Here is a 22,793-nt window from a genome sequence, read left to right as displayed (position 1 = left end):
CACCATGCGCACAGTCCGGGAATCGGCCCTCGATGTCTTGAGGGCACGTGGCATGACCACGGTCTTCGGCAACCCCGGCTCGACCGAACTTCCGTTCCTCAAGCACTTCCCCGACGATTTCCGCTATGTCCTCGGTCTCCAGGAGGCCGTCGTCGTCGGCATGGCGGACGGGTACGCGCTCGCGTCCGGGACCACCGCCCTCGTCAACCTGCACACGGGTCCGGGCACCGGGAACGCGATGGGCGCCATACTGAACGCCCGCGCCAATCGCACGCCCATGGTGGTCACCGCGGGCCAGCAGGTGCGGGCGATGCTGACCATGGAAGCGCTGCTGTCCAACCCTCAGCCCACGCTGTTGCCGCAGCCGGCCGTCAAGTGGGCGTACGAGCCGCCACGTCCGGCCGACGTACCGGCCGCACTCGCCCGCGCCGTGCAGGTCGCCGAAACCCCGCCGCACGGGCCGGTGTTCCTCTCCCTGCCCATGGATGATTTCGACGCGGCCGTCACGGGGGAGGAGGATCGGGCCGCGCTGAAGACGGCAGCTCGTAGAGTCGAGCACGCCGGCGCACCGCGGGCGGAGACCGTTCGTGCGCTCGCCGACCGCATCGCGGCAGCCTGTTCCGCCGTCCTGGTCGTGGGGGACGATGTGGACGCGGCCGGTGCCTGGGACGCGGTCGTCCGCCTGGCCGAGCGCGGCGGCATCCCGGTGTGGGGAGCGCCCGCCTCGGCCCGTGTCTCCTTTCCGCACGACCATCCGCTGTACCGGGGTGAGTTGCCGCCCGCCATCGGTCCGCTCGCTCGCGCCCTGGAGGGCCACGACCTGATCGTCGTCATCGGGGCGCAGGTCTTCCGCTACTACCCCTACGTACCTGGCCCGTACCTGCCCGACGGTGCCGAACTCGTCCTGCTCACCAGGGACGCCGACGAGGCCGCCAGGGCGCCCGTCGGTGACGCGGTCGTCGCCGATCTCGCGCTGACGGCCCAGGCACTCGCCGAACACTTCCCGGACGGCGAGTCCGCATTGCCGCCGCATCGGCCAACGCCCGTGCCACAGGCGGAAGACGGGCTGCTGTCGCCTGGTGCCGCGCTGGCGGCCGTTGCGGAGGGAGCGCCGGGAAACACGCTGTGGGTGAACGAGTCGCCGTCCAACGTTCCGCAGTTCCACCAGGCGGCACGGATCGGCACCCCCGGCTCCTATCTCTTCTCCGCAGGCGGTGGGCTCGGATTCGGGGCCGCCGCGGCCGTAGGTGCGCAACTCGGCGCTCCCGAGCGGCCGGTCGTCGCCGTCCTCGGCGACGGCTCGGTCCACTACGCCGTACAGGCTCTGTGGACCGCGGCGGCCTACCGGGTGCCGGTGACCTTCGTGGTGCTGAGCAACGCGCGCTACGCGATCCTGCAGTGGTTCGCGCAGCTCGAACACGCCCAAGGTGCTCCCGGCCTGGAGATTCCCGGAATCGACATCCTCGCGATCGCCGCCGGGTACGGGGTGCGGTCCCTGCGCGCCGAGAGTGCCGGGGACCTCACGAAACTCGTACGGGAAGCGACGGCGCAGCGTGACGGTCCCGTATTGATCGATGTGCCCGTCACGACGGAACTGCCCTCGCTGTGATTGCCGGCGGGCTTCCCGCCGTCCGCTCGTCCGCCCGCGGCCGCGCGAACCCCGTGCCGGCACGACTCTGGAAGGCTGTATGTCCCCTGACTCCGCACGGCTGTTGAGCGAACTCCGGGACCGGCTCCCCGCCGACACCCTGCTGACCGACCCCGGAGCGCTGGCTGCTCATGCCCGGGACGCCGCGCCGTTCTCGGTGGCCGGTTCTCCCGCCGTCGTCGTCCTGCCACGTACCGCCGCCCAGGTCGAGGAGGTGATGAGGACCGCGTACGAGTGCGGCGTCCCCGTCGTCCCGCAGGGCGCGCGCACCGGACTGGCCGGTGGTGCGAACGCGGTCGACGGCTGCGTCGTGCTCTCCACCACCCGCATGGACCGGATCGGCACGATCGACCCCGTCAACCGGCTCGTGAAGTGTGAGCCGGGCGTCGTCACCAAGCGCCTCAACGACGCCGTCGCCGAGCACGGACTGACGTACCCGCCCGACCCCGCGTCCTGGGAGACCTGCACGATCGGCGGCAACATCGCCACCGGGGCCGGCGGTATCTGTTGTGTGAAGTACGGCGTGACGGCCGACTACGTTCTCGGCCTGGACGTGGTGCTCCCCGACGGGCGGCGCATGCGCACCGGGCGCGACACGGCCAAGGGCGTGGCCGGGTACGACCTGACCCGGCTCTTCGTCGGCTCGGAGGGCACTCTCGGAGTCATCGTCGGTGCCACGCTCGCCCTGCGGCCCGCCCGGTCCGCCGCGCTCGCGCTGCTCGCGCAGTTCCCGAGCCTGGCCGCGGCCGGGCACGCGGTCGCGGCCATCACCGGCGGCGGGTACGCCCCCTCGGCCGTGGAACTGCTGGACCGTGCGACCTCCCAGGCCGTCGCCGAGTTCGGGCACGCGCTGCTGCGGCCCGACAGCGCCGCCACCCTCATCGTGGAGAGCGACGCCCCCGACCCGGCACCGGACCTCGCGGCGATGAAGGCGCTGTGCGAGGACGCCGGCGCCGACCAGGTGGTGGCCGCCGGCACCGCGGAGGAGTCGCAGAAGATCATCGAGGCCCGGCGGCTGGTGTCCCCCGCGCTGGGTGCGTTCGCCGCGTCCCTCGGCGGGCGGCCGACGGCGTTCATCGAGGACGTGGCCGTGCCCCCGTCCGAACTGCCCAAGTTCGTCGGCACGATCGAGGAGATCGCGCGGCGCCACCGGCTGCGGATCTTCACCCTCGGCCACGCGGGGGACGGCAACCTGCACCCCACGGTGGTCTTCGACGAGTCCGATCCCGACGAGGTGCACCGGGCCAGGACCGCCTATGACGACATCATGGCGGCGGGACTGGCACTGGGCGGCACCACCACGGGCGAACACGGCATCGGCACCCTGAAGCGCGACTGGCTCGGCCGCGAACTCGACGCCGTGAGCCGTGCGTTGCACCGGGACATCAAGCGGCTCTTCGACCCGCGCAACCTCCTCAACCCGGGAAAGGTCGTGGAAGCATGACCCAGCCCGTGTCCGCCGCCGGCCCGGCCGGTCCCCACAGCCCCGCGGACGGCTCCACAGAAGCCGGCGTCCTGCCCGCCACGCCAGACGGGCACACCGCCGTACGGCCGCGCCGCGCGAGCCGGGGCGCATCCCTCCGCTTCGCTCTCACCCACACCCTGCCCGCCTTCGTACGAGGGGTCCCGTCCCCGCGCCCCGCGGTCATCAGGCTGCTGGGCGCGGCGGGGCAGCCACGCTGGTCGGCCGCGACCCTGCGGGCCCTGCGCGCCGGCCACGACGGGGCCCCGGTGTGGATCGGCGGGCCCTCCGGTGACCTGCTCGTCCTGCTCGACCCCGCCGACGTCCAGGAGTTCTTCGCCCGCCCGGTGCGCGAACTGGCCCTGGACGCGGTGGACAAGACCAAGATGCTCACGGTCTTCGAACCCACGGGGGTCATCTGCTCCCACGGCGAACTGCGCGACAGGCGGCGCGTCCTCAACGACCAGGTGCTGGCGCGCCACGAGCCGGTACACCCCTCCTGGGACGCGTTCCGCACCATCGTCGCCGAGGAATGCACCCGGCTCACCACCGGCCCCGCCCTCCCGTTCGCCCGGCTGCGGCACACCGTTCAACGCATCTCACGCCGTATCACGCTGGGCGACCAGGCCGCCGGGGACGAGGAGTTGCACCGCTGGCTGCTCACCCTGCGCAAGGAGGGCAACTGGGGAGCGGTGCGACGGGGCCCCACTGCGGCCAACCAGCGGCTGTACGAAGCCGCTGCCACCCGGCTGCATGCCTACGCCCCGCACGCCCCGGCGGCCACCCTGCTCGGGCGGGTCAGGGCCACTGCCTGTGACGCGGACGTCGACGCCGTGGGCCAGGCCCACCACTGGCTCCTGGCGCTCGACTCGGTCGCCGCCATCGTCGCCCGTACGCTGCTGCTGCTCGCCTGCCACCCCGCCGAACAGGCCGCGCTGCACGAAACGCCGCATGCGCTCGACACCACCCGGCTGGGGGCCTGCGCCCTGGAAAGCCTGCGGCTCTACCCGATCGTGCCCGACCTGCTACGGATCCTGCGCACCGACACCACCTGGCGCGGGATGCCCTGCCCGGCCGGGACGCACGTCCTCGTCCCCATCGGGTTCCTGCAGCGTGACAGCGACGTGGTCCCCGGCGGAAGTCTGTTCATCCCCAGCCGCTGGCTGGCCGAGGGGGCCGAACACGACCCGCGGATGGCGCCGTTCGGCCATGGCGAGGGCCGCTGCCCGGGCGATCGGCTCGGGCTCATGGTCGCCACCGAGGTCTGCGCACAGCTGCTCCGCGAGCACCGCGTCACCGCGGGCCGCCCTCGGCTCGATCCCCACCGGCCGCTGCCGGACACCCTGGAATCCTCCGGTATCCACCTCACCCTGGCCCGCCGCCGGCCCCATGCGACCGCCGACCATTCTTAGGGACACCACCCATGCCCGAGACCGACAGCGAACCGGACGTGGCCGCGCTGCACGACCTGAGCCGCGAGCTGGGTGAGGCCGCGGAGGCCGTACGCCGAGCCGCGCAGTACACCAGCGAACTCGCCCTGGACACCCGCCTGCCGACGCAGGCCCTGGGCAGCGGCCGGGCCCGCGCGGTACTGCGCTGCCTGGTGGGCACCCTCACCGACCCGGCGGGACTGGGCTGGGCCTTCGACGGCCGAGGGCCGGCCGCCCGCATCGCCTGGTTGGCCGGGGTACTCACCAGCCGGGAAAGCCTGGCGGTGAGCCTGGCCGTGGCGGGGCTCAAGGCACGTATCCGGGCGGCCGCCGTCACCCATCCCGACCTGCTCACCGACCCCGACACCGGCCGGGTGCTGCGGGCCATCGAAGACGACCGGCAGACCGACGCACTGCGCGCCTTCCGCTCCATCATCGGCAGCCGCGGCGCCGAACGCGCCTTCGCCCTGCTCGCACCGTCCTTCGGCGACATCCTCGCGTGGAACGCGCTCACCGACGAGAACCCGTTCAACGACTCCGCCGGCTGGGACATCGCCACCGGCCGCACCCTCACCACCGCGGAGCCGCTCTTCGGCATCAGCAGCCGCATCTGGGCCCTCCTCGACCGCGGCCCCGGCCGGGCCGAACCCGTCGCCCCCGACCCGTCCCTGCTGGAACGGCTCGACTGCTCCGGCACCCTCGTCGGCTACGTCCGCAACATCGGAGCCCTCGGCACCGAGGGAACGCTGCTCGTCCAACGGGTGACCGGCCCCGACTCGGTGACGCGGTACGTCGTCCAGCTCGCCGGCATGGCCACCGACGCGATCTCCAAGGAAAGCCCCCAGGACCTGCTCGGCGCCATCCACGCGGTCGCCCGGACCTCCACTCCCTACTCCCGCGCCGTCACACGGGCCCTGCGCACCCTGGTGCCCTCCGGCACCGACATCGCCCTCATCGGGCACAGCCTCGGCGGCATCACCGCACTGAACCTCGCCGCCGACCCCGACTTCTGCGCGCTGTACCGCGTCACGCACGGAGTGGCGATCGGCTCGCCGGTCGACGGCAAGCGCCCCGCCGACCCTGGCACCCGGGTGTTCTCACTGGTCAACCAACACGACGTGATCCCCAGCCTGGAGGGCCGCTCGACGGTTTCGCCGTACGCCCTCCCGGCCCAGTTCACCGAATACACCTGGACCGACGACACCCACGCCTTCCCGCTGTGCCACGCGGCCGAACGCTACGCGCACAACCTTGAGTTCGACGTCCCCAAGGCGAGCGCCGACATCGACGCGGCGCTCGCCCCCTACCGCGGCCGGGTGACCGCCAACCGGCTCTTCGCGCTCTACGACCGTTGAGTTCGCGTTGTCGCGCCCGCTGCGGTCCGCCCGATCGTTCTGCCCGCTCGATCCGCTCCAGCCGCTCGATCCGTCGCCGACCGTCCGTCCGGAGGTTCCCGATGACCGATACCTCGCCCCGCGCCACCGGCACGTCCACCGGCCCGCAACCCGGCCTCCTCGAACGCCTCGGCTCCGCGGCGTTCGCCCGCCTCAACCAAAGCCGCGAATGGCATCAACTCCCGGCGCCCCTCGCCCTGTTGAACCTCCGCGTCCTCCGCGACGAGCTACGCCGCGACAACCTGCACGACACCTACGGCGCAGGCGGCGAGCGCACCCGTCGCGCCCCGGCCGACCTTCCGCCTTACCGCTCCTACGACGGATCGGCCTACGACCCCCACGACGAGGACATGGGCCGGGTCGGCACCCGCCTGGACCGCAACGCCCCGCTCCACCTCGCCTTCCCCGACCCCGAAGCCGAGCTGATGTCGCCCAGCCCGCGCGAGGTCAGCCGCCACCTCCTGGCCCGGCGCGGCTTCATCCCGGCGCCCACCCTCAACCTGCTGGCCGCCGCGTGGATCCAGTTCGAGAACCACGGCTGGGCCAATCACGGCGACAACCACCAGGCCGACCCCTTCACCGTTCCGCTGACCGAGGACGACGACTGGGCGGGCGAGTGCCCGATGCGCATCAACCGCACCCGTCCCGACCCGGTCGCGCACACCACCCCCCATGCCCCGCCCACCTACGAGAACACCGTCACGCACTGGTGGGACGGCTCGCAGATCTACGGCTCCACCGAAGAACGCTGCCGATCGCTGCGCACCGGCGAATCGGGGCAGCTCATCCTCCGGGACGGCCGACTGCCGGCCGATCCCGCACCGGGCCTGTCCTGCCTCGACGCCACCGGAATGAACAGCGACTACTGGACCGGCCTGTCGCTGCTGCACACCCTGTTCGCCAAGGAACACAACGCCATCTGCGACCACCTGCGCGCGCACTACCCCACCTGGGACGACGAACGGCTCTTCCACACCGCCCGGCTCGTCAACACCGCTCTGATGGCAAAGATCCACACGGTGGAATGGACACCGGGCATTCTCGACACTCCCGTCCTGCACCGGGCGATGAACGCCAACTGGTACGGCGTCCTGCCCCGCTGGGTGCGCCGGAAGTACGGCCGGGTCGGCAGCGGCGAGATGCTCAGCGGCATCCTCGGCTCTCCGACCGACCACCACACCGCACCGTTCTCCATGACGGAGGAGTTCGTCTCCGCCTATCGGCTCCACCCCCTCATCCCGGACGAACTGACCCTCCGCGACCACCGCTCGGGTCGCCGGGGCGAGACGATCGGCTTCAACGACATGCAGGGCGCCACCACCCGCACCGCGATCGACGCACACGGCATGAGCGACCTGTTCTACAGCTTCGGCACCGCCCATCCCGGCGCCCTGGTCCTGCACAACCATCCCGATGCACTGCGCAGCCTGACCCGGCTGACCGGCGAGCACATCGACCTGGGCACCGTCGACATCCTCCGGGACCGCGAACGCGGCATCCCCCGCTACAACGCCTACCGGAAGATGCTCCACAAGCGCCCCGTCGCCTCCTTCGAAGAACTCACCGGCGGCCATCCCACCGACACCCGGCTGCTGGAAGAGCTGTACGAGGGCCGCCTCGACCGCGTCGACGTCCTCGTCGGCAACCTCGCCGAGCCGCGCCCCGCCGGCTTCGGCTTCAGCGACTCCCTCTTCCGCATCTTCATCCTCATGGCCAGCCGGCGCCTCAAGAGCGACCGCTTCTTCACCACCGACTACCGGCCCGAGATCTACACGCCCGAAGGACTGGAGTGGATCGACCGGAACGGCATGATCCGTGTCCTCCTGCGCCATCACCCCGAACTAGCTCCCGCGTTGGACGGTGTCTCCAACGCCTTCGCTCCGTGGAGGAACCTGTGACGCCCCTGTCCTCGACCACGGTCCCAGCCCCCCGGCCAGCCGCCGATGACCGGCCTACTGCCGCCTCCCGGCTACGCGCCCACGCCGCAGCTCTCCAGGCCCACGCCGAGCGCCTGCGCACCAGAGCCGCCGCCGTCTCCTGGACCGGCCCGGAGGCAACCGCCTTCCACCGTCAGATCGAGCAACTCGCCGACCGTTGCTCCGTCGCCGCTCAGGCCCTCACCCGATCGGCAGCCCATCTCGACATTTAGTGAGCTGCCCTTGCGGCTTTGGCGCCGTGTCGCCCAACGCCACCCCGCTGGAGGAGTACTGGCAGGTCATGGCCGACCTGAAGGCCGAAGGCAAGGTCCGGGCCATCGGCCTGTCCAACCACACGACCGACCTGCTCCAGGCCGCCGAGCAGATCGCTCATGTCGACGTCATCCAGCCGCCGTTCTCGGCCATCAACCGGTCCGCCGCCGCCGAGATCGCCTGGGCACACGCACAGCAGACCGGCGTCATCGTCTACTTGCCACTGCAGTCCGGCCTGCTCACCGGGGCCTTCTCCGCCGAGCGGGTGGCCGGCCTGCCCGCCGAGGACTGGCGGACCGCCCACCACGACTTCACCACCGGCCTGACCGCCAATCTCCACCTCGCCGAGGCGCTGCGGCCGATCGCCCAACGCCATGGGCGCACCGTGGCCGAGGTGGCCATCGCCTGGGTACTCGCCTGGCCGGGCATCACCGGGGCGATCGTGGGCGCGCGCAAGTCCGCCCAGGTGGACGGCTGGATCGGCGCGGGATCGCTGGAGCTGACCCCTGCCGACATCGAGGAGATCGCCACCGCGGTCACCGCCTCCGGCGCCGGCGACGGCCCCGCCCGCCACGCATAAGTGGCCCCGGCCAGCTCCCTCTTCGCCATCGCCAGGGCCACAACTCCAAGATCATCGACGCTCATGGTGCCCCGCGCCTGGACATCTCATGGGGCCTCGCTGTCTGAGTCATGCGTGCGTTCGGCCGGGCAATCGCCGCGGGCTCTGTGATGGTGACGTGGGGAGCCGTGCAGCGTTGGTCAGTGCATGGGCATGGGGCGCGTGGTGGGCCGGCTGGGCCTGGTCGGGGTGGTGGCTGCCGGGTTGAGTGGGTGTGTGGCGGTGGTGCCAGGGCCGACGGGTGAGATGCGGCGGTCCGTGGTGCCGGGGCCAATGCCTTCACGGTCCTGGTCGGCGTCACCTTGGACGGCAGGCCCAGGACACGAACGGATGCTGACCGTGCCGGTGCCGGTGCCGATGCCTACCGACGGTGCGTCGTCGGCGCATGAGCACACCCGACCCACTCCCCCGGCGACGTCGTCCGGCGGAAGCAGTCAGGAGTCGGTACGCGAGGGCAGGGGGCCGGAGTGGGAGGCGGATGGAGCGGTAGTGCATCCCCGCCCGCAGCCTGTGGCACGGCCGTCGGCGGCTGCGCCGCGGCCACCCGTTGCCAGGCGCCCAGCACGCCCCACACCCGCCCCGACTCCGGAACCGTCGTGGACGCCGCCCGTGCCGTCGCGGGTGTCGGGGCGAGAGATGCGACCGCTGTGCCAGGCAGCGGTAGGCCGGGTCGACCCCGAGATCCTCGCGTTGTGCCAGGGGTTGGCCCGATAGCTGGGGGCTGGCCCGATGGGGGGTGTCTGCGCCTGTGCGCTTCGGGGGACCCGCCGTGATCCGCGCCTCACCTTCGACGGTCACCCAGGCAGTACGCCCTGCTTCGGTGCCTGGAAGCCGCCGATCTGCTGCTCCAGCAGTTCGGCCAGCCGGAGCGGGGTGCGGTCCTCGAACATCGGACCGATGAGCTGCACTCCCACCGGCAGCCCTTCAGGAGACCGGCCCGTTGGTACGGCGGTGGCGGGCAGACCGGGCATGGTGGCCAGACCGGCCCAGACGAGCTGGTCGAAGTACGGGTACTCGACGCCGTCGATGGCGAGCCGGCGTTCTCTCGGATCGGGGTGGTGGTCGTGCGGGAACGCGGGAGTGGGTGTGATGGGGCACACCACGGCGTCGAACTCGGCGAAGAGCTGCCGCCAGCCGTGGCGGTGGAGCTCACGGCGGTTGTTCGCCTCGATCCAGTCGCGGTGGCTGAAGACCATGCCGCGCAGCCGCGCCGCATCGAGGCTCTGGTCGTCGGCGCTCAGCCCGGCGGCGCGGGTCCGCAGCTCCTCGTACGACTCGACGGGAAAACGTGCAACGGTGCTCGAGACCAGCAACTCCATGGAGAGCACCGCGGCTTTGGCCAGATCGGGCAGCAGCGGACTGTGCCGCTCGACGCGGGCGCCGCCGTCGACAAGCCCGTCGGCCACCCGGTTCAGGCCCGCCCGCACGGCGGACCCGGTCGGAATGAGCGGATGCTCATCGAGGACCAGGACCCGGAAGTCGCCGAGCCGTTCGTGGCGCGCGGGCGGCAGCCTCAAGTCGTGCGCCACACCGAGCGTCAGCGGGTCCGGTCCGGCCATGACATCGAGCAGGAGCATGAGGTCGCGGGCAGTGCGCGCCATCGGACCGACGACTGCGAGGTCAGAGCCAGTCGGCAAGGCCGGCGCGGGCGGCGGGACCATACCGCGGATCGCCGCCAGCCCGAGCGTCGGCTTGTGCGCGTAGATCCCGCAGAAATGTGCCGGGGTACGCAACGAACCGGCGAGGTCGGAGCCGATGGACAGCGCGCCGAATCCGGACGCCAGGGCCGCCGCCGATCCGCCGGAGGACCCACCCGACGTGCGCGCGTGATCCCACGGGTTGTTGGTGGTGCCGTAGATCTCGTTGAAGCTCTGCACGTCTTGCAGCCCCACGGGCACATTGGTCTTGCCGAGCACCACCGCGCCTGCGGCCTTGAGCCGCGACACCTGCACCGCGTCCTCGGCCGGCATGTAGTTCCGGTGCGGCGGCATGCCCCAGGTCGTGGGCAGCCCGGCGATGTTGTAGGACTCTTTGACCGTCACCGGAATGCCGAGCAGCGGCCGGTCCTCACCGCGGGCGCGCGCCTGGTCGGCGTCGCGCGCGGCGGACCGTGCACGGTCGAAGTCCGGCACACAGATCGCGTTGATTTCCTTGTCGTCCCGCTCGATACGGGCGATCGCCTCGTCGGTCAGTTCCGCCGAGGTCACTTCACCGGCACGCAAAGCAGCCGCGAGTTCTTCGGCCGTCGAAAGATTCCACTCCATGAATCCGACCGTAACGACCCCTGGGAGAGGTCATGAAATGCCGCTTTACGCAATGGCGTTGGATGATGTCTGCATAGTCATGGTGCTTCTCGTACTCATGGTGTTCCTCGCAGGTCACGGACAACGCGCCGGACCCATCGAGGCTCCCGTACTGGACGGCCTGAACCGTTGCCGTTCGTGTCCGTAACGGTGCCGGGCTGCACCGTTGCCATCGTGCTGCCGTCGGCGTCACTCTTGCCGACGACGGCGAAGTCGACCCAACCGTAGTTCTTGGACGGGACGTCGATCGCGATGCCGTTCACGGTGGTCGCGTCGGACTGAAGGTCCCTCCCCTGCGTGCTCAGTGATCACGTGGGCGCGGGATTCCGAGGACCGGCAGGCAGTCGGCCACACCGACGAGTTCGGCGGGTGTCCCAGTCCATGCGCGCGGCCGGCCCAGATCCCGCGGAGCCAGGCCCATTCTCGGGCCGGGTTGTCCTTGTACAGCGACATCGCATCGTCGAACGGCCATGGTGGCCCCGTGACCACCCCTTTGCGGATCACAGGCACCAGTCGCGCCAGCAACGCGTCCGTCGCCCCGAGCAGCGACAGCCGGGGCGTATGCACCTGCACGTTCAACGGGGGATACGGGGAAGCGGACTTGGCGATCGTCGGCACGGACACAACCGTAGAAGCAGTCGCCAGGGTCCGCCCCTGAATGCTTCCGCTTATTTCCGCGCGATGCCCGCCAGTGTGCCGCCGACTCCGGCGCCGCCGAGGACGTGTCTGCAAGCCACACGCTGGAGAACCAGGGCGTCACTCGCGTCAGCCGAGATAGGTCACCTGTAGGACCGTGACGGTCTGCAAGGTCTCGCCGACCAGGATGACGGCGGCGATCTGCCTGCCGAGGACCATCCGCACGTACTTGTCCTCCTCGCCGTAAGGGATCGTGGCGGCCAAGGGGTCGGTACAGGCATCGGCGAGAGCAAGGGTGAGTTCTTCGCTGGCACCCGCAGGCAGCGCTTCGTGAACTGCTTCGGCAGCCGGGTCGTACTTGAGGCGATACACGCGTTCCTCCAGGACCAGCCCCGTCTCCCCCACGCATGCGCGAGCGTAGCGGATCGCCAACTGGGCGTATCCACTGGGTAAGTGACCAGCACTCAGGTGATCAGGCTGCGCCGCGCGCCCGAATCTGTGCCGCCTTCCGTGAAACAGCGTCGGTCCGCTCGACCCACGCTCCGGGAAGGTGCTCGCCTCGGACGTCGTGCTCGGCGAGGACATGGCCGCGGTCGACGGCTGCTCGGAGGTCTTTGGCGATCCGCTCCCACCTCGCGAAGACCGCGAGGAGTTGGTGGGCCGGCGCACGGCTGATCTCGCCGAGGAAACGCTGGGCGAGGGCGGGGCTCCCGAGGGCGTCACCGATGCTCTCGATGGTCCACGGCTCAGTGCTCATGCCGCCTCCAGAAGCGGGAATCGCGAATCACGAGACAAGATAGCGCAGCGATCGACCAGCAATGCGAGCGCTCGCGTCGCAGGCATATGCGCATTCGCGCGGGGCGGCGCGGGGCCGGACGGCGCCGGGCTGGACGGCAAGGCGCGGGACGATGCGGCGGCGGGGTGCCACGCCATCCCGGTCCCGCCCCGCCCCGCCCCGCCCCACCAGAGTGACCCGCGTCTCACCCCGGCAGGAGCGCTTGTCTATGCAACTCGTTGCATAGCAGGATCGGGGCATGGCGCTCGAACACGCGATCCTCGTGTCCCTGCTGGAGAAGCCGGGGTCCGGCTATGAGCTGTCCCGGCGCTTCGAGCGGTCCATCGGCTACTTCTGGACCGCCACCCACCAGCAGATCTATCGCGTGCTCAAGCGGATGGAGCAGGACGGCTGGATCGACGTACGGGACGTGCCGCAGCAGGGCCGGCCGGACAAGAAGGAGTATTCCGTCGCGCCCCCCGGCCGGGCCGCCCTCTCCCAGTGGCTCAACGAACCGGTCGAGCCCGAGAGCGTTCGGCACGATCTCGCCGTCAAGATCCGGGGCGCGGCCTTCGACGACCCGGCCGCCCTGATCCGCGAGGTCGAGCGGCACCGCCAGGCACATGCCGACCAGCTCGCCCACTATCTCGCGGGTGAGCGGCGCGACTTCACCGGCCCCGCCGCCGACGCCCCGCTCGACGACGGACAGGAACTCCAGCACGTCGTGCTGCGCGGCGGAATCGCCTATGAGCGGATGACGATCGCCTGGCTCGACGACGTCCTCGCCACCCTGCACCGGCTCCGCCCCACGCCCTGAACCTCAGGCGGACGTCACGGTCCCGCAGTCCCGCAGTCCCGCAGTCCCGCAGTCCCACAACCGAAGAACCTCTCAGCCCGGAAAGGCGACCCTCATGGCGGATTCCCTGCTGTTCAACCCGCGCACCTACGACCCGGCGCACTTCGACGCCGAGACCCGACGGCTGCTGCGCGCCACCGTCGACTGGTTCGAGGAGCGCGGCAAGCGCAAGCTCATCGAGGACTACCGCTCCCGTGCCTGGCTGGCGGAGTTCCTCGCGTTCGCCGCGAAGGAGAAGCTGTTCGCGACCTTCCTGACCCCGGCCTCGGCCGCCGACGGGCAGCCGGACAAGCGGTGGGACACCGCCCGGATCGCCGCACTGAACGAGATCTTCGGCTTCTACGGGCTCGACTACTGGTATGCCTGGCAGGTCACCATCCTCGGGCTCGGCCCGGTCTGGCAGAGCGACAACGCCACTGTCCGGGCCCGCGCGGCCGAACTCCTCGACCAGGGCGAGGTGTTCGCGTTCGGTCTGTCGGAGAAGGCGCACGGCGCCGACATCTACTCCACCGACATGCTGCTGGAGCCCGACGGCGAGGGCGGTTTCCGCGCCAGCGGCTCCAAGTACTACATCGGCAACGGCAACGCCGCCGGGCTCGTCTCCGTCTTCGGCCGGCGCACCGACATCGAGGGCCCGGACGGCTATGTCTTCTTCGCCGCGGACAGCCGCCACCCGGCGTACCACCTGGTGAAGAACGTCGTCGACTCATCCAAGTACGTCAGCGAGTTCCGTCTGGAGGACTACCCGGTCGGCCCCGACGACATCCTGCACACCGGCCGCGCCGCCTTCGACGCCGCCCTCAACACCGTCAACGTCGGCAAGTTCAACCTCTGCACCGGCGCCATCGGCATCTGCGAGCACGCGATGTACGAGGCTGTCACCCATGCGCAGAACCGCATCCTCTACGGCCGGCCGGTCACCGCCTTCCCGCACGTGCGCCGCGAGCTGACCGACGCCTACGTCCGTCTCGTGGGGATGAAGCTGTTCAGCGACCGCGCGGTCGACTACTTCCGCTCCGCCGGCCCCGAGGACCGTCGCTACCTGCTCTTCAACCCCATGACGAAGATGAAGGTGACCACCGAGGGCGAGAAGGTCATCGACCTGATGTGGGACGTGATCGCCGCCAAGGGCTTCGAGAAGGACACCTACTTCGCCCAGGCGGCCACCGAGATCCGGGGTCTGCCGAAGCTGGAGGGAACGGTCCACGTCAACCTCGCCCTGATCCTGAAGTTCATGGGCAACCACCTGCTGAACCCGGCCGAGTACGCGCCGGTGCCCACCCGCCTCGACGCGACCGACGACGCGTTCCTCTTCCAGCAGGGGCCCGCGCGCGGACTGGGCGCCATCCGATTCCATGACTGGCGCACCGCCTACGACCGCTACGCCGAGGTGCCCAACGTCGCCCGCTTCCGCGAACAGGCCGACGCGCTCTGCGAGTTCGTCACCACCGCCGCCCCCGACGAGAAGCAGAGCCGCGACCTCGACCTGCTCCTCGCCGTCGGCCAGCTCTTCGCACTGGTCGTGCACGGCCAGCTGATCCTGGAGCAGGCGCAGCTGACCGGACTGGAAACCGACGTCCTGGACGAGCTGTTCGCCGTGCTCGTCCGCGACTTCTCCGCGCACGCCGTCGAACTGCACGGCAAGGACTCCGCCACCGAGGACCAGCAGCGCTGGGCACTGGGCGCGGTCCGCCGCCCGGTCACCGACGAGGCCCGCTCCGCCCGTGTCTGGCAGCGCGTCGAGGCGCTGGCCGGGGCCTACGAGATGGCGCCGTAACCACCTGATGCGCAACTCGCCCGCCCGGGGCCGCCCGCCGGCCCCGGGCGTGCCCGCGCTCGGCTCGGCTACCGCAGGATCACGGTGGCACCTGTGCGCGTGAGGAGCCGCACGATGTCGTCGAAGCAGCTGAGTCCACTCTCCGCGTCCACGACGACATCAGCCAGTGCCTGGCGTGCGATGTCAGCGTCGTGCCAGATCAAGCGGAGCCGGAGCACTTCCGCCAACCCGCCAAGTCATACTTGCCCCCTGAGCCCCACCCGGCAGAGGAATTGGGTTGCGGCAGGGCCGGTGAGCCCGATGAGGTACCTCCATGGATGAGGCCGCGGAAGAGGCGCAACCGGCGAGGGCAGGAAGAGTCCGCGTGCGCACTCGGCCACCGGCTGCCTGGCACGGTCCGGCGGTACTCGTCGCCCTGATGCTGGCCGCCTTCACCTTCAACACGGCGGAGAACCTGCCGGTCGGCCTCCTGGAGCTCATCTCCCGAAGCCTGCGGGTGTCCCAGTCTGCGGTGGGTCTCCTGGTCACCGGTTACGGCCTGACTGTGGCCCTCGCCTCTGTACCGCTGGCCCACGTCGTGCGTGCGGTGCCCCGACGTCATGTGCTCACCGGACTCCTCGGCACGCTCGTCGTGTCCAGTCTGGTGGCGGCGTCGGCGAACTCCTACTGGTTGTTCCTTGCCGCGCGGCTGCTGACCGCGCTCGCCCAGGCGCTCTTCTGGGCCGTGCTGGGGCCGGTCGCGGTGGGCCTGTTCACGCCGCGGCTCCGCGGGCGGGTGGTCGGGGCGCTGTCCGTCGCCGGTTCGCTCGCTCTCGTGCTCGGTGTTCCCGCCGGGACCTGGCTCGGCCAGCACAGCGACTGGCGGGTACCCGTCGCCATGCTCGCGGCCGCGGGGTGCATCTCCTGGGTGACGACCGCCGCACTGCTGCCAACCTCTCGCCCGGAAGAAGAACCTGCCGCCTACGGAACGAGCCCCAACACCCGCCGGTTCGCAACAGTGCTGACAGGTGGGGCCCTGTCGGCCACCGGGGCGTTCACGGGATACACCTACATCTCGACGTTACTGGGCGATGTGAGCGGATTCTCGCCAAGCATCGTCAGCGCCCTGTTCGTGGTGTTCGGTGTTGCGTGCCTGGCCGGGGTGAGCATCACCGGAGCGCTGCTGGACCGCTTTCCCCGCGCCGCACTGGTCGCCGCCGTGGCCACGCAGGCGGTGGGCATGTTCGGCCTGTACGCGGCAGGCAGCGAACCGGTGGCAGCGGTGGCGTTCCTGGCTCTGATGGGCGGCGCGCTCGGGCCGGTGTTCATGACCACCCAGAACGCCATGCTGGAGTGTGCACCGGGCCGCACGGACATCGCCCTGGCGGCCAACTCCGGTGTCTACAACGCCGGCATCGCAGCGGGCGCCGCGCTCGGGGCACTGATCCTTACACTGGCCGACGTGCGGAGCACCTTCCTCACCGGCAGCCTGCTGACCGTCGGAGCCTGCGTAGTACTCCTTTGCGAACGACTACTGCCTTACGGGCGAACGCCCCGTGCATAAGCCCCGGTTGGTGGAAAAGCCGTGATCATCTCCGCCATGGTGGAGATCATCCACCAGATCGGAGCAGTGCCGGACCACGCGATCGCCGTCCCGGATCACCAGGCCGGCTTCGATGTCCACGAGCAGCACTCCGACGTGTGCCGTCTCCGGACGGAGGCCGCGCCGGTAAAGTTTGCCTCTCCCCCTCCCCCGCCAGCAGCCCCGGGAAGGAACCGTGCCTCCCTCCCACCACGACCGTGCAACCGACCTACCCGACGATGCCATGCGCGTGATCGGGCTGATGTCAGGGACCTCCTACGACGCCATCGACGCCGCCGCCGCTGAACTCGTCCTCGACGGCGACACCCTGCACCTGCGCCCGCTCGGACATCTTTCCGCCCCCTACCCCGACGATCTGCGGAACCTCATCGCCAACACCCTGCCCCCGGCCGCCACGACCGTGCAGGCCATCTGCGCTCTGGATACCGGCATCGGACGGGCCTTCGCCGCCGTTGCCGAACGGGCCCTGCACGAGTTGTGCGCCGACGCCGCCGGCCTCGTCGTCTCGCACGGCCAGACCCTCTACCACTGGGTTGCCAACGACAGCGTCCGCGGCACGCTCCAACTCGGCCAACCTGCCTGGATCGCCGAGCGAACCGGGCTCCCCGTCGTCTCCGACCTGCGCAGCAAAGACGTCGCCGCCGGTGGACAGGGCGCCCCGCTGGTCAGCATGATCGACAGCCTGCTGCTGGGTGCGCTGCCCGGTACGCCGGCGGCCCTCAATCTCGGAGGCATCGCCAACATCACCATCGTCGCCCCCGGCACCGAGCCGCTGGCATTCGACACCGGCCCCGCCAATGCCCTCCTGGACGCCGCCGTCCGCCACTTCACCAACGGGGCAGCACGCTACGACCAGGACGGACGCAGAGCCGCCGCCGGCCGAACCAGTCCCGACCTGCTCCGCCGCCTCCTGGCCGACCCGTACTACCGCCGGCCCGCACCCAAGAGCACCGGCAAGGAACACTTCCATCTGCCCTACCTGCAGCAGGCGCTGCACGCGACGCCAGGGCTCGACGCCGACGATGTGCTGGCCACCCTGGCGCGCCTGACCGCGATCACCGTGGCCGACGCCTGCCGGAACGAGCGCGTCACCGACCTCGTCGTCTCCGGAGGCGGTGCCCACAACCCGACGCTCATGCGGATGATCGCCGAGGAACTCCCCCACGTGCGGATGCGTCCAAGCGACGACTTCGGACTGCCCTCCGACGCGAAGGAAGCCCTTGCCTTCGCCATCCTGGGATTCCTCACCTTCCACGGACTGCCCGGCACGATCCCCTCAAGCACGGGCGCCCGCCATGCGACTCTCCTGGGGAGCATCACGCCGGGCCGCACTCCCCTTCGGCTACCCGAACCGGCAGTCCGTTCCCCTCGCGTCCTGCGGATCACGCTCTGACCACGCCTGCTCACGACCGTGACAACGTCCTGGAGGGCATGGCGGGAACCGAAGCGCCTGGCGGTTGACGCTTGCAGTGCTGCCGGGATGAGCTGCGCCCGCCCGCGCACCGTGGTGGAGCTGAAGCGGAGTGCCTGGGACCGGACAGTTCGGGGCCGGTTGCGTCGTTACGCGCGCCGGCACCGAGCAGGGCGCTTCTGTTGCATATATAGGGGCGTTCGTCTGCTACGGGCGATTCGGGGCGTGCCGGAAGTGCGGGCCATGCGGACGGTGCGGGAGGTGCGGGCCGGACGAGTCGGCCTCCGGCTCGACGGGCGTCCGGCGCGGATCTCGTCACCCGTTCGGCTGATTGGTGGGAGGTTGGAGGGAGAAGTGGGCCCCTGGGTTCGTCGGGAAAGCGAGGACGCACACCGCGTCCGGGCCCGATCGAGGGAGAACCACTCATGACTTCGCTGGAATGGACCGGATACCTCCCGGCCGTCGTGAGCGCGGTACACGCGCTGGGCGTCGTGCTGCGTCTTTGCTGGGAGCGCGTCCCTGGCGGAGGCGGCCCCGGTGGGTCACGAACTGCCGGTGGGCGAGGTGGGCTTGAGAAGCGACATGCGAAATGGCGTGAGAAATGTCGGTGCGACGGCGGGCCCTTGGTGGTGCGGGTGGGCGTCGCGACCCCGCCGCCGGTATCCGTGCCATTGCAGGTGGTGGTGACCGTCGAGGTCGTCCCGGGCGGTGGCATGGCGGGTGAGGAGTGGGGACCGTGGTAGGCGACGGCCTGCGCACAGAGGCGGCGGTTATGGGTGGGGAGGTGGCTCAGCGGCTGTTGGAGTGCTACCCGGACTTCATGGCCAGGCAGCCTTATGCGCTGCGGCGGGAGTTCCAGGAGCTCTCGCTGGCTGCGTGTCAGGACATCGCGCAGGAGGCGTATTTGCGGGTGGGGTCGAAGGCGGCAGGTGGCGGGCTGGCGCCGGAGACGAACGTGATGGCGTATCTGCAGCGGGCGACCCGCAACCTGGCCCTCGACCGCTTCCGTACGGAGTTGCAGAGGAAGCGGTTGGTGCTGTTGGCCAGCGACGGTCTGGACGCGGTGCCGGAGCGGCGGGTGGCGCAGGAGGCGGACCGGGTGCTGCACGAGCTGGTGCGGCCGGCGATCGAGGAGATGCCCAGGAGCCTGCAGCAGAAGGTGGTGGATCTGCAGAGCCAGGGGCTCAGTGATGTGGAGATCGCACTCGTGCTCGGTATTTCCGCACGCCAGCTCCACAAAATGCGGAACAAGGCCGTTTCACAACTAAGGAGCATGCTCGCCGGGCATATTCGGTCTGGGCACCGCAAGCAGAAGCAGCACGGGGTGAGGGACAGGTGAGGGATGTGAGCAGGTACGACGGCCACCGCGGCGGGGCGGGGCGCCCGGAGCCGGTGGTCCCGGCCGGGCTCGCAGCATTGCTGGCCCAGCTCGCCGGTCCGCCCGACTTCTGGGACCGGCCGTGTGGGGACTTCGGTCCGCTGGCCGCCGCCTACGCACTGACCGCCGAGGAGCGGGCGCACGCCAACTCCCTTTATCGGCTGGGCTCGAAGGCGCTGGCTCGTGGCGAGCTGACCTCGGCTGCCGAGTGGCTGGGCACGGCCGCGGAGGCCGGTCACCCCGGGGCGCTGTTCCGGCTGGCCGCCCTCGCCGCCCGGGCAGGCAGCAGGCGAGGTGAGCGGGAAAACGTGCGGTTCCTGGTCGCTGAAGCCGCACGGCACGGCCACGGTGACGCCTGTACGTTGATGGAGACCATGACCGGCCCTACGGCCACCTCCACACCATCCGTGGCCATCGAGGACCCGCAGTTCATCGACGAAGTCCGGGAAGGCATGGGCAGGCCAGCGGTGCCTGGCACGCCGCACGACGTCGATGCCGATCCCGTCTCCGCGCCCTCCGACACCCCGGAGCCGAGCGGGCAGGTGACGGCAGTCACCGGCCGACTCGTTCCGGTGCCCGCACCCCGCCTGGGCCGCGTCCACGTGCCCCACTCTGGGCCCAGTCGCCGGGACGACCCTTGGTGCCGGGGCGGACACCCTTCGCTGCCAGAGCCGGAGCCGGAGCCAGAGCCGGAGCCGGAGTCGCAGTCACAGGCACAGTCACAGTCACAGTCACAGTCACAGCTGGAGTCTTCGCCCGCGTGGCTGTCGCGTCCCCACGGCGAGTGCGTCGGCCCCGCCGCCACTCCGGCTCCCGCTCCCGCCCCCACTCCGGCTCCCAGCTACACCGCGCTGCGCGGTGCGGGATTGCTGCTTCCGCTGCCCCCGCGCCAGCCCGGCCCCGTTCCCCACGCCTCCAACGCAGCAGCGGACGGGACGCGCGGGCGCGATCCGTGGTGGTCGGCGAACGCGCTGCGCCCGGCGGTTCTGACCGAAATGGCCCGCCGGACCGTGGTGTACACCGACACCCCTCAGCAGTGGAAGGCCGCCGCCCGAGCGCTGGACGTCCTCTACCTCGTGGATGGCGCCGACGGGATCACCACCCGGGATCTGGCACGCCGAAGTGGGCTTGCGTTGGGGCCGGTTGCCTGGCTGCTGCACTGGTTGCGGGGCCAGCAGCTGATCTCCACGGTCGCCGGCGTCCACCTCCCCGGCCCCTTGATGGAGATGACCCGACGCCCCGAGCGACGCGCACAGCTGCTTCAGCAGACCCTCACCGGACTGCGGGACCACCTCGGCGCCGCCGTCTACGTCAGCGACTACGCCGAGGGCGACGTCAACGTGCTCCACACCGCGTACGGGCCCCAGGCGCCCCCGGTCACCGAGTGGGTCGCCTTCCGCGACACCGCCCACGCCAGCGCCGTCGGCAAGAGCCTGCTTGCCCAACTCGACTTCGACGACCGCATGAACCATCTGGCCCGCCACCGGCCCATCAAGCTCACCAGCCGCACCATCACCAACCCCCGCGCACTCTTCGAGGCACTCGACGGCCATGGACCCCACGCCGCCCAGTTCGACCTGTTGGAATACTCCGACCGCGAAGTCTGCGCCGCCTTCCCCCTGGGCATCCCCGGACACGCCACCTGTGTGGCCCTGTCCCTGCCGGCCCAGCAGCGTCACCGGCTGCTACCCGCGGCACAGGCACTCAGCGAACGCTCCGCCGGCCTGCTCATGGCCTTGATGCTGACGGATGAAGCCGCCACCATCCGACGGCCACCGCCCTCGACCACCACAGGAGGAACGCCCCCCGCAGCAGCCACTGGCACCGGCCCTGCCCTGCCACGACTCCAGCTCCACCTGGGCCATCGGTGAAACGACGCCTGTTCCTCCCGCCTCGGCCCGGCAGGGCGGGGCGGGAGGAACAGACAACCGTCTCACCGGCTGCTCTTGCTGACTGTCTCGCCGGCTGTCTCAAGTCGCCGCGACGGGTTGGAGTTCGTCCCTAGTGTGGGCTTCTCGAGCGCGGGAGACAGCGAGGAGGAGGGCCTGCATGAGCGCTCCGGAAAGCCCGGCCCAGAGGGCGAAGCGGTAGCCGACAGCATCGGCGAGCGCCCCACCGATCGGCGCTCCCACCGCCACCATGCCCCAATTGCAGGAGCGGATGGTGGCGTTCATGCGCCCGCGCAGCCGGTCGGGGGTCACCGCTTGCCGGTAGCTCACCTCTACGGGGCTTTCGATGCCGATGGCCACCCACAGGGTGAAGAACGCCAGCACGCTCAAGGGCAGGGCCCACGGGCCGCGCACGGCCAGCACCAGCGGCAGCCAGCCGATGGCGGCCAGCAGTCGAAAGGCGATCAGGGTCGTTCCGACCTCGAGCCGTCGGGCCACTCGTGTGGACAGCGCGCCGCCGATCACTGCACCGATGCCGCCGCACGCGTAGGCAACGCCCAGGCCGAGGCTGCCGATCTTCAGCTCGCGCAGCGCGAAGACCGCGAACACTGTGCTGACCATGCTGTTGAACAGCAACATCGCATGCGAGGTCAACGCGACGGGAGCCAGCGTGCGGTGCCGGTAGACCCAGGCCACGCCGGCACGTAGTTCGGCGGCGAGGCTGCGCCGTTCGGCGCGGTCAGGTGCCGGGTCATGGGCCTTGACGGATAGGAGCAGCAGGCCGGAAGCCAGATAGCTGAGCGCGTCAACCAACACCGCGAGCGGCGCCCCGACAGCTTTGACCAGAACACTGGCGAGCACAGGGCCGACCGAGGTGGACACCGCGCCTGCCTGTTCCAGACGGGCGTAGCCGGCGCCCAGCAGGTCCTTGGGCACCAGTCGCGGCACGAAGGACTGGTTCGCGGCCTCGAACACAAGACACAGCACCCCGAAGACAAAGAGGCACGCACAAAGAGCGGCGATGCTCAGCCGATCGACGGCATACAGCAAGGGGATGACCGCCAGAACTGCCGCCCGTGCCAGATCCGTTGCTACCAGCAGCGGCTTACGGCGACAGCGATCCACCAGAACCCCGGCCACGAGGCCGAAGAGCAGGTACGGCAGCCACCGGGCAGCGTTGACCAGACCGACCTCGGTAGCCGACGCGCTCAAGGTGACAGCGGTGAGGATCTGCAGGGCGAGCGTCGTGAACTGAGAACCTACCGCCGAGACGGCGTCGGCGATCCAGAAGCGTACGTACCCGGGGACGTCGACCAAGCGGCGCGGCATGGCCGGACCCTACCAACGGAGATCACCACGCAGAAGAGCCCCGCGGTTGCGACGGCGCCTCAGCAACCACCCGTTGGAACAGCCCCGTTGGATCACCTTCGCTGGAGCAGGCCCG

The 22,793-nt window shown here is 70.5% G+C and carries 17 protein-coding genes; 12 read left to right on the top strand and 5 right to left on the bottom strand.

What is annotated here, in order from left to right; all coding sequences use genetic code 11:
* The first annotated feature begins 4 nt into the window (after positions 1-4).
* The 6 genes from mdlC to B073_RS40805 all read left to right on the top strand — a co-directional run bounded on the left by mdlC (position 5) and on the right by B073_RS40805 (position 8,703).
* Entirely contained in the window at positions 5-1,609 is a 1,605-nt protein-coding gene (mdlC, locus tag B073_RS0123335) for a benzoylformate decarboxylase (RefSeq protein ID WP_026247651.1), read from the top strand.
* 79 nt (positions 1,610-1,688) lie between these two features.
* A complete protein-coding gene (locus B073_RS0123330) occupies positions 1,689-3,092 on the top strand; it encodes an FAD-binding oxidoreductase (RefSeq protein WP_018540497.1) in 1,404 nt (467 codons plus the stop codon).
* The gene (locus B073_RS0123325; protein ID WP_018540496.1) at positions 3,089-4,522 is read left to right on the top strand and encodes a cytochrome P450; all 1,434 of its coding nucleotides are present in this window, start codon (positions 3,089-3,091) and stop codon (positions 4,520-4,522) included. The genes B073_RS0123330 and B073_RS0123325 overlap by 4 nt, the downstream gene beginning before the upstream one ends.
* 11 nt (positions 4,523-4,533) lie before the next feature.
* Complete coding sequence (locus tag B073_RS0123320) at positions 4,534-5,895, top strand: hypothetical protein (RefSeq protein WP_018540495.1); 1,362 nt, start codon at positions 4,534-4,536, stop codon at positions 5,893-5,895.
* 101 nt (positions 5,896-5,996) lie between these two features.
* Positions 5,997-7,832 (top strand): peroxidase family protein, encoded by a 1,836-nt coding sequence (locus tag B073_RS0123315; protein ID WP_018540494.1) that lies wholly within the window; start codon positions 5,997-5,999, stop codon positions 7,830-7,832.
* A gap of 277 nt (positions 7,833-8,109) precedes the next feature.
* On the top strand, positions 8,110-8,703 hold the full coding sequence (locus B073_RS40805; RefSeq protein ID WP_018540493.1) for an aldo/keto reductase: 594 nt from the start codon (positions 8,110-8,112) through the stop codon (positions 8,701-8,703).
* 833 nt (positions 8,704-9,536) lie between these two features.
* Here the strand turns inward: B073_RS40805 and B073_RS0123305 are convergent.
* The 4 genes from B073_RS0123305 to B073_RS0123295 form a co-directional block, all read right to left on the bottom strand.
* A complete protein-coding gene (locus tag B073_RS0123305) occupies positions 9,537-11,006 on the bottom strand; it encodes an amidase (protein ID WP_026247649.1) in 1,470 nt (489 codons plus the stop codon).
* 95 nt (positions 11,007-11,101) lie between these two features.
* Positions 11,102-11,308 (bottom strand): hypothetical protein, encoded by a 207-nt coding sequence (locus B073_RS48070; RefSeq protein WP_234025142.1) that lies wholly within the window; start codon positions 11,306-11,308, stop codon positions 11,102-11,104.
* Between the two features lie 502 nt (positions 11,309-11,810).
* The gene (locus tag B073_RS0123300; protein ID WP_018540491.1) at positions 11,811-12,113 is read right to left on the bottom strand and encodes a hypothetical protein; all 303 of its coding nucleotides are present in this window, start codon (positions 12,111-12,113) and stop codon (positions 11,811-11,813) included.
* Between the two features lie 40 nt (positions 12,114-12,153).
* Positions 12,154-12,438 (bottom strand): hypothetical protein, encoded by a 285-nt coding sequence (locus B073_RS0123295; protein WP_018540490.1) that lies wholly within the window; start codon positions 12,436-12,438, stop codon positions 12,154-12,156.
* Positions 12,439-12,715: 277 nt separating this feature from the next.
* Here B073_RS0123295 and B073_RS0123290 point away from each other — a divergent pair, with 277 nt between their 5' ends.
* The 6 genes from B073_RS0123290 to B073_RS45865 all read left to right on the top strand — a co-directional run bounded on the left by B073_RS0123290 (position 12,716) and on the right by B073_RS45865 (position 21,331).
* A complete protein-coding gene (locus tag B073_RS0123290; RefSeq protein ID WP_018540489.1) occupies positions 12,716-13,273 on the top strand; it encodes a PadR family transcriptional regulator in 558 nt (185 codons plus the stop codon).
* Between the two features lie 94 nt (positions 13,274-13,367).
* On the top strand, positions 13,368-15,089 hold the full coding sequence (locus B073_RS0123285) for an acyl-CoA dehydrogenase family protein (RefSeq protein ID WP_018540488.1): 1,722 nt from the start codon (positions 13,368-13,370) through the stop codon (positions 15,087-15,089).
* 418 nt (positions 15,090-15,507) lie between these two features.
* Positions 15,508-16,632 carry an MFS transporter gene (locus B073_RS0123275; RefSeq protein ID WP_037812464.1) on the top strand — a complete coding sequence of 375 codons (1,125 nt, stop codon included), beginning with the start codon at positions 15,508-15,510 and terminating at the stop codon, positions 16,630-16,632.
* 262 nt (positions 16,633-16,894) lie between these two features.
* A complete protein-coding gene (locus B073_RS0123270; RefSeq protein WP_018540485.1) occupies positions 16,895-18,064 on the top strand; it encodes an anhydro-N-acetylmuramic acid kinase in 1,170 nt (389 codons plus the stop codon).
* A gap of 754 nt (positions 18,065-18,818) precedes the next feature.
* The gene (locus B073_RS44280) at positions 18,819-19,421 is read left to right on the top strand and encodes an RNA polymerase sigma factor (RefSeq protein ID WP_018540484.1); all 603 of its coding nucleotides are present in this window, start codon (positions 18,819-18,821) and stop codon (positions 19,419-19,421) included.
* A 5-nt stretch (positions 19,422-19,426) separates the two neighbouring features.
* On the top strand, positions 19,427-21,331 hold the full coding sequence (locus tag B073_RS45865; RefSeq protein ID WP_018540483.1) for an IclR family transcriptional regulator domain-containing protein: 1,905 nt from the start codon (positions 19,427-19,429) through the stop codon (positions 21,329-21,331).
* A 99-nt stretch (positions 21,332-21,430) separates the two neighbouring features.
* Here B073_RS45865 and B073_RS0123255 read toward each other — a convergent pair whose 3' ends face one another.
* Positions 21,431-22,678 (bottom strand): MFS transporter, encoded by a 1,248-nt coding sequence (locus tag B073_RS0123255; protein WP_018540482.1) that lies wholly within the window; start codon positions 22,676-22,678, stop codon positions 21,431-21,433.
* Between the last annotated feature and the right edge of the window lie 115 nt (positions 22,679-22,793).

The organism is Streptomyces sp. MspMP-M5, assembly GCF_000373585.1.
Taxonomy (GTDB): Bacteria; Actinomycetota; Actinomycetes; order Streptomycetales; family Streptomycetaceae; genus Streptomyces.
Note: the sequence above shows the minus strand (reverse complement) of the source record. Positions and strands in the feature narration are given on the sequence as shown.

Excerpts from the sequence above, each read along its gene's own strand:
- mdlC (WP_026247651.1), top strand. The coding sequence starts at position 5 with ATGCGCACAGTCCGGGAATCGGCCCTCGATGTCTTGAGGGCACGTGGC.
- B073_RS0123285 (WP_018540488.1), top strand. The coding sequence starts at position 13,368 with ATGGCGGATTCCCTGCTGTTCAACCCGCGCACCTACGACCCGGCGCAC.
- B073_RS0123275 (WP_037812464.1), top strand. The coding sequence starts at position 15,508 with ATGCTGGCCGCCTTCACCTTCAACACGGCGGAGAACCTGCCGGTCGGC.
- B073_RS0123270 (WP_018540485.1), top strand. The coding sequence starts at position 16,895 with ATGCGCGTGATCGGGCTGATGTCAGGGACCTCCTACGACGCCATCGAC.
- B073_RS0123325 (WP_018540496.1), top strand. The coding sequence starts at position 3,089 with ATGACCCAGCCCGTGTCCGCCGCCGGCCCGGCCGGTCCCCACAGCCCC.
- B073_RS0123295 (WP_018540490.1), bottom strand. The coding sequence starts at position 12,438 with ATGAGCACTGAGCCGTGGACCATCGAGAGCATCGGTGACGCCCTCGGG.
- B073_RS0123315 (WP_018540494.1), top strand. The coding sequence starts at position 5,997 with ATGACCGATACCTCGCCCCGCGCCACCGGCACGTCCACCGGCCCGCAA.
- B073_RS0123255 (WP_018540482.1), bottom strand. The coding sequence starts at position 22,678 with ATGCCGCGCCGCTTGGTCGACGTCCCCGGGTACGTACGCTTCTGGATC.
- B073_RS0123330 (WP_018540497.1), top strand. The coding sequence starts at position 1,689 with ATGTCCCCTGACTCCGCACGGCTGTTGAGCGAACTCCGGGACCGGCTC.
- B073_RS0123305 (WP_026247649.1), bottom strand. The coding sequence starts at position 11,006 with ATGGAGTGGAATCTTTCGACGGCCGAAGAACTCGCGGCTGCTTTGCGT.
- B073_RS0123320 (WP_018540495.1), top strand. The coding sequence starts at position 4,534 with ATGCCCGAGACCGACAGCGAACCGGACGTGGCCGCGCTGCACGACCTG.
- B073_RS0123290 (WP_018540489.1), top strand. The coding sequence starts at position 12,716 with ATGGCGCTCGAACACGCGATCCTCGTGTCCCTGCTGGAGAAGCCGGGG.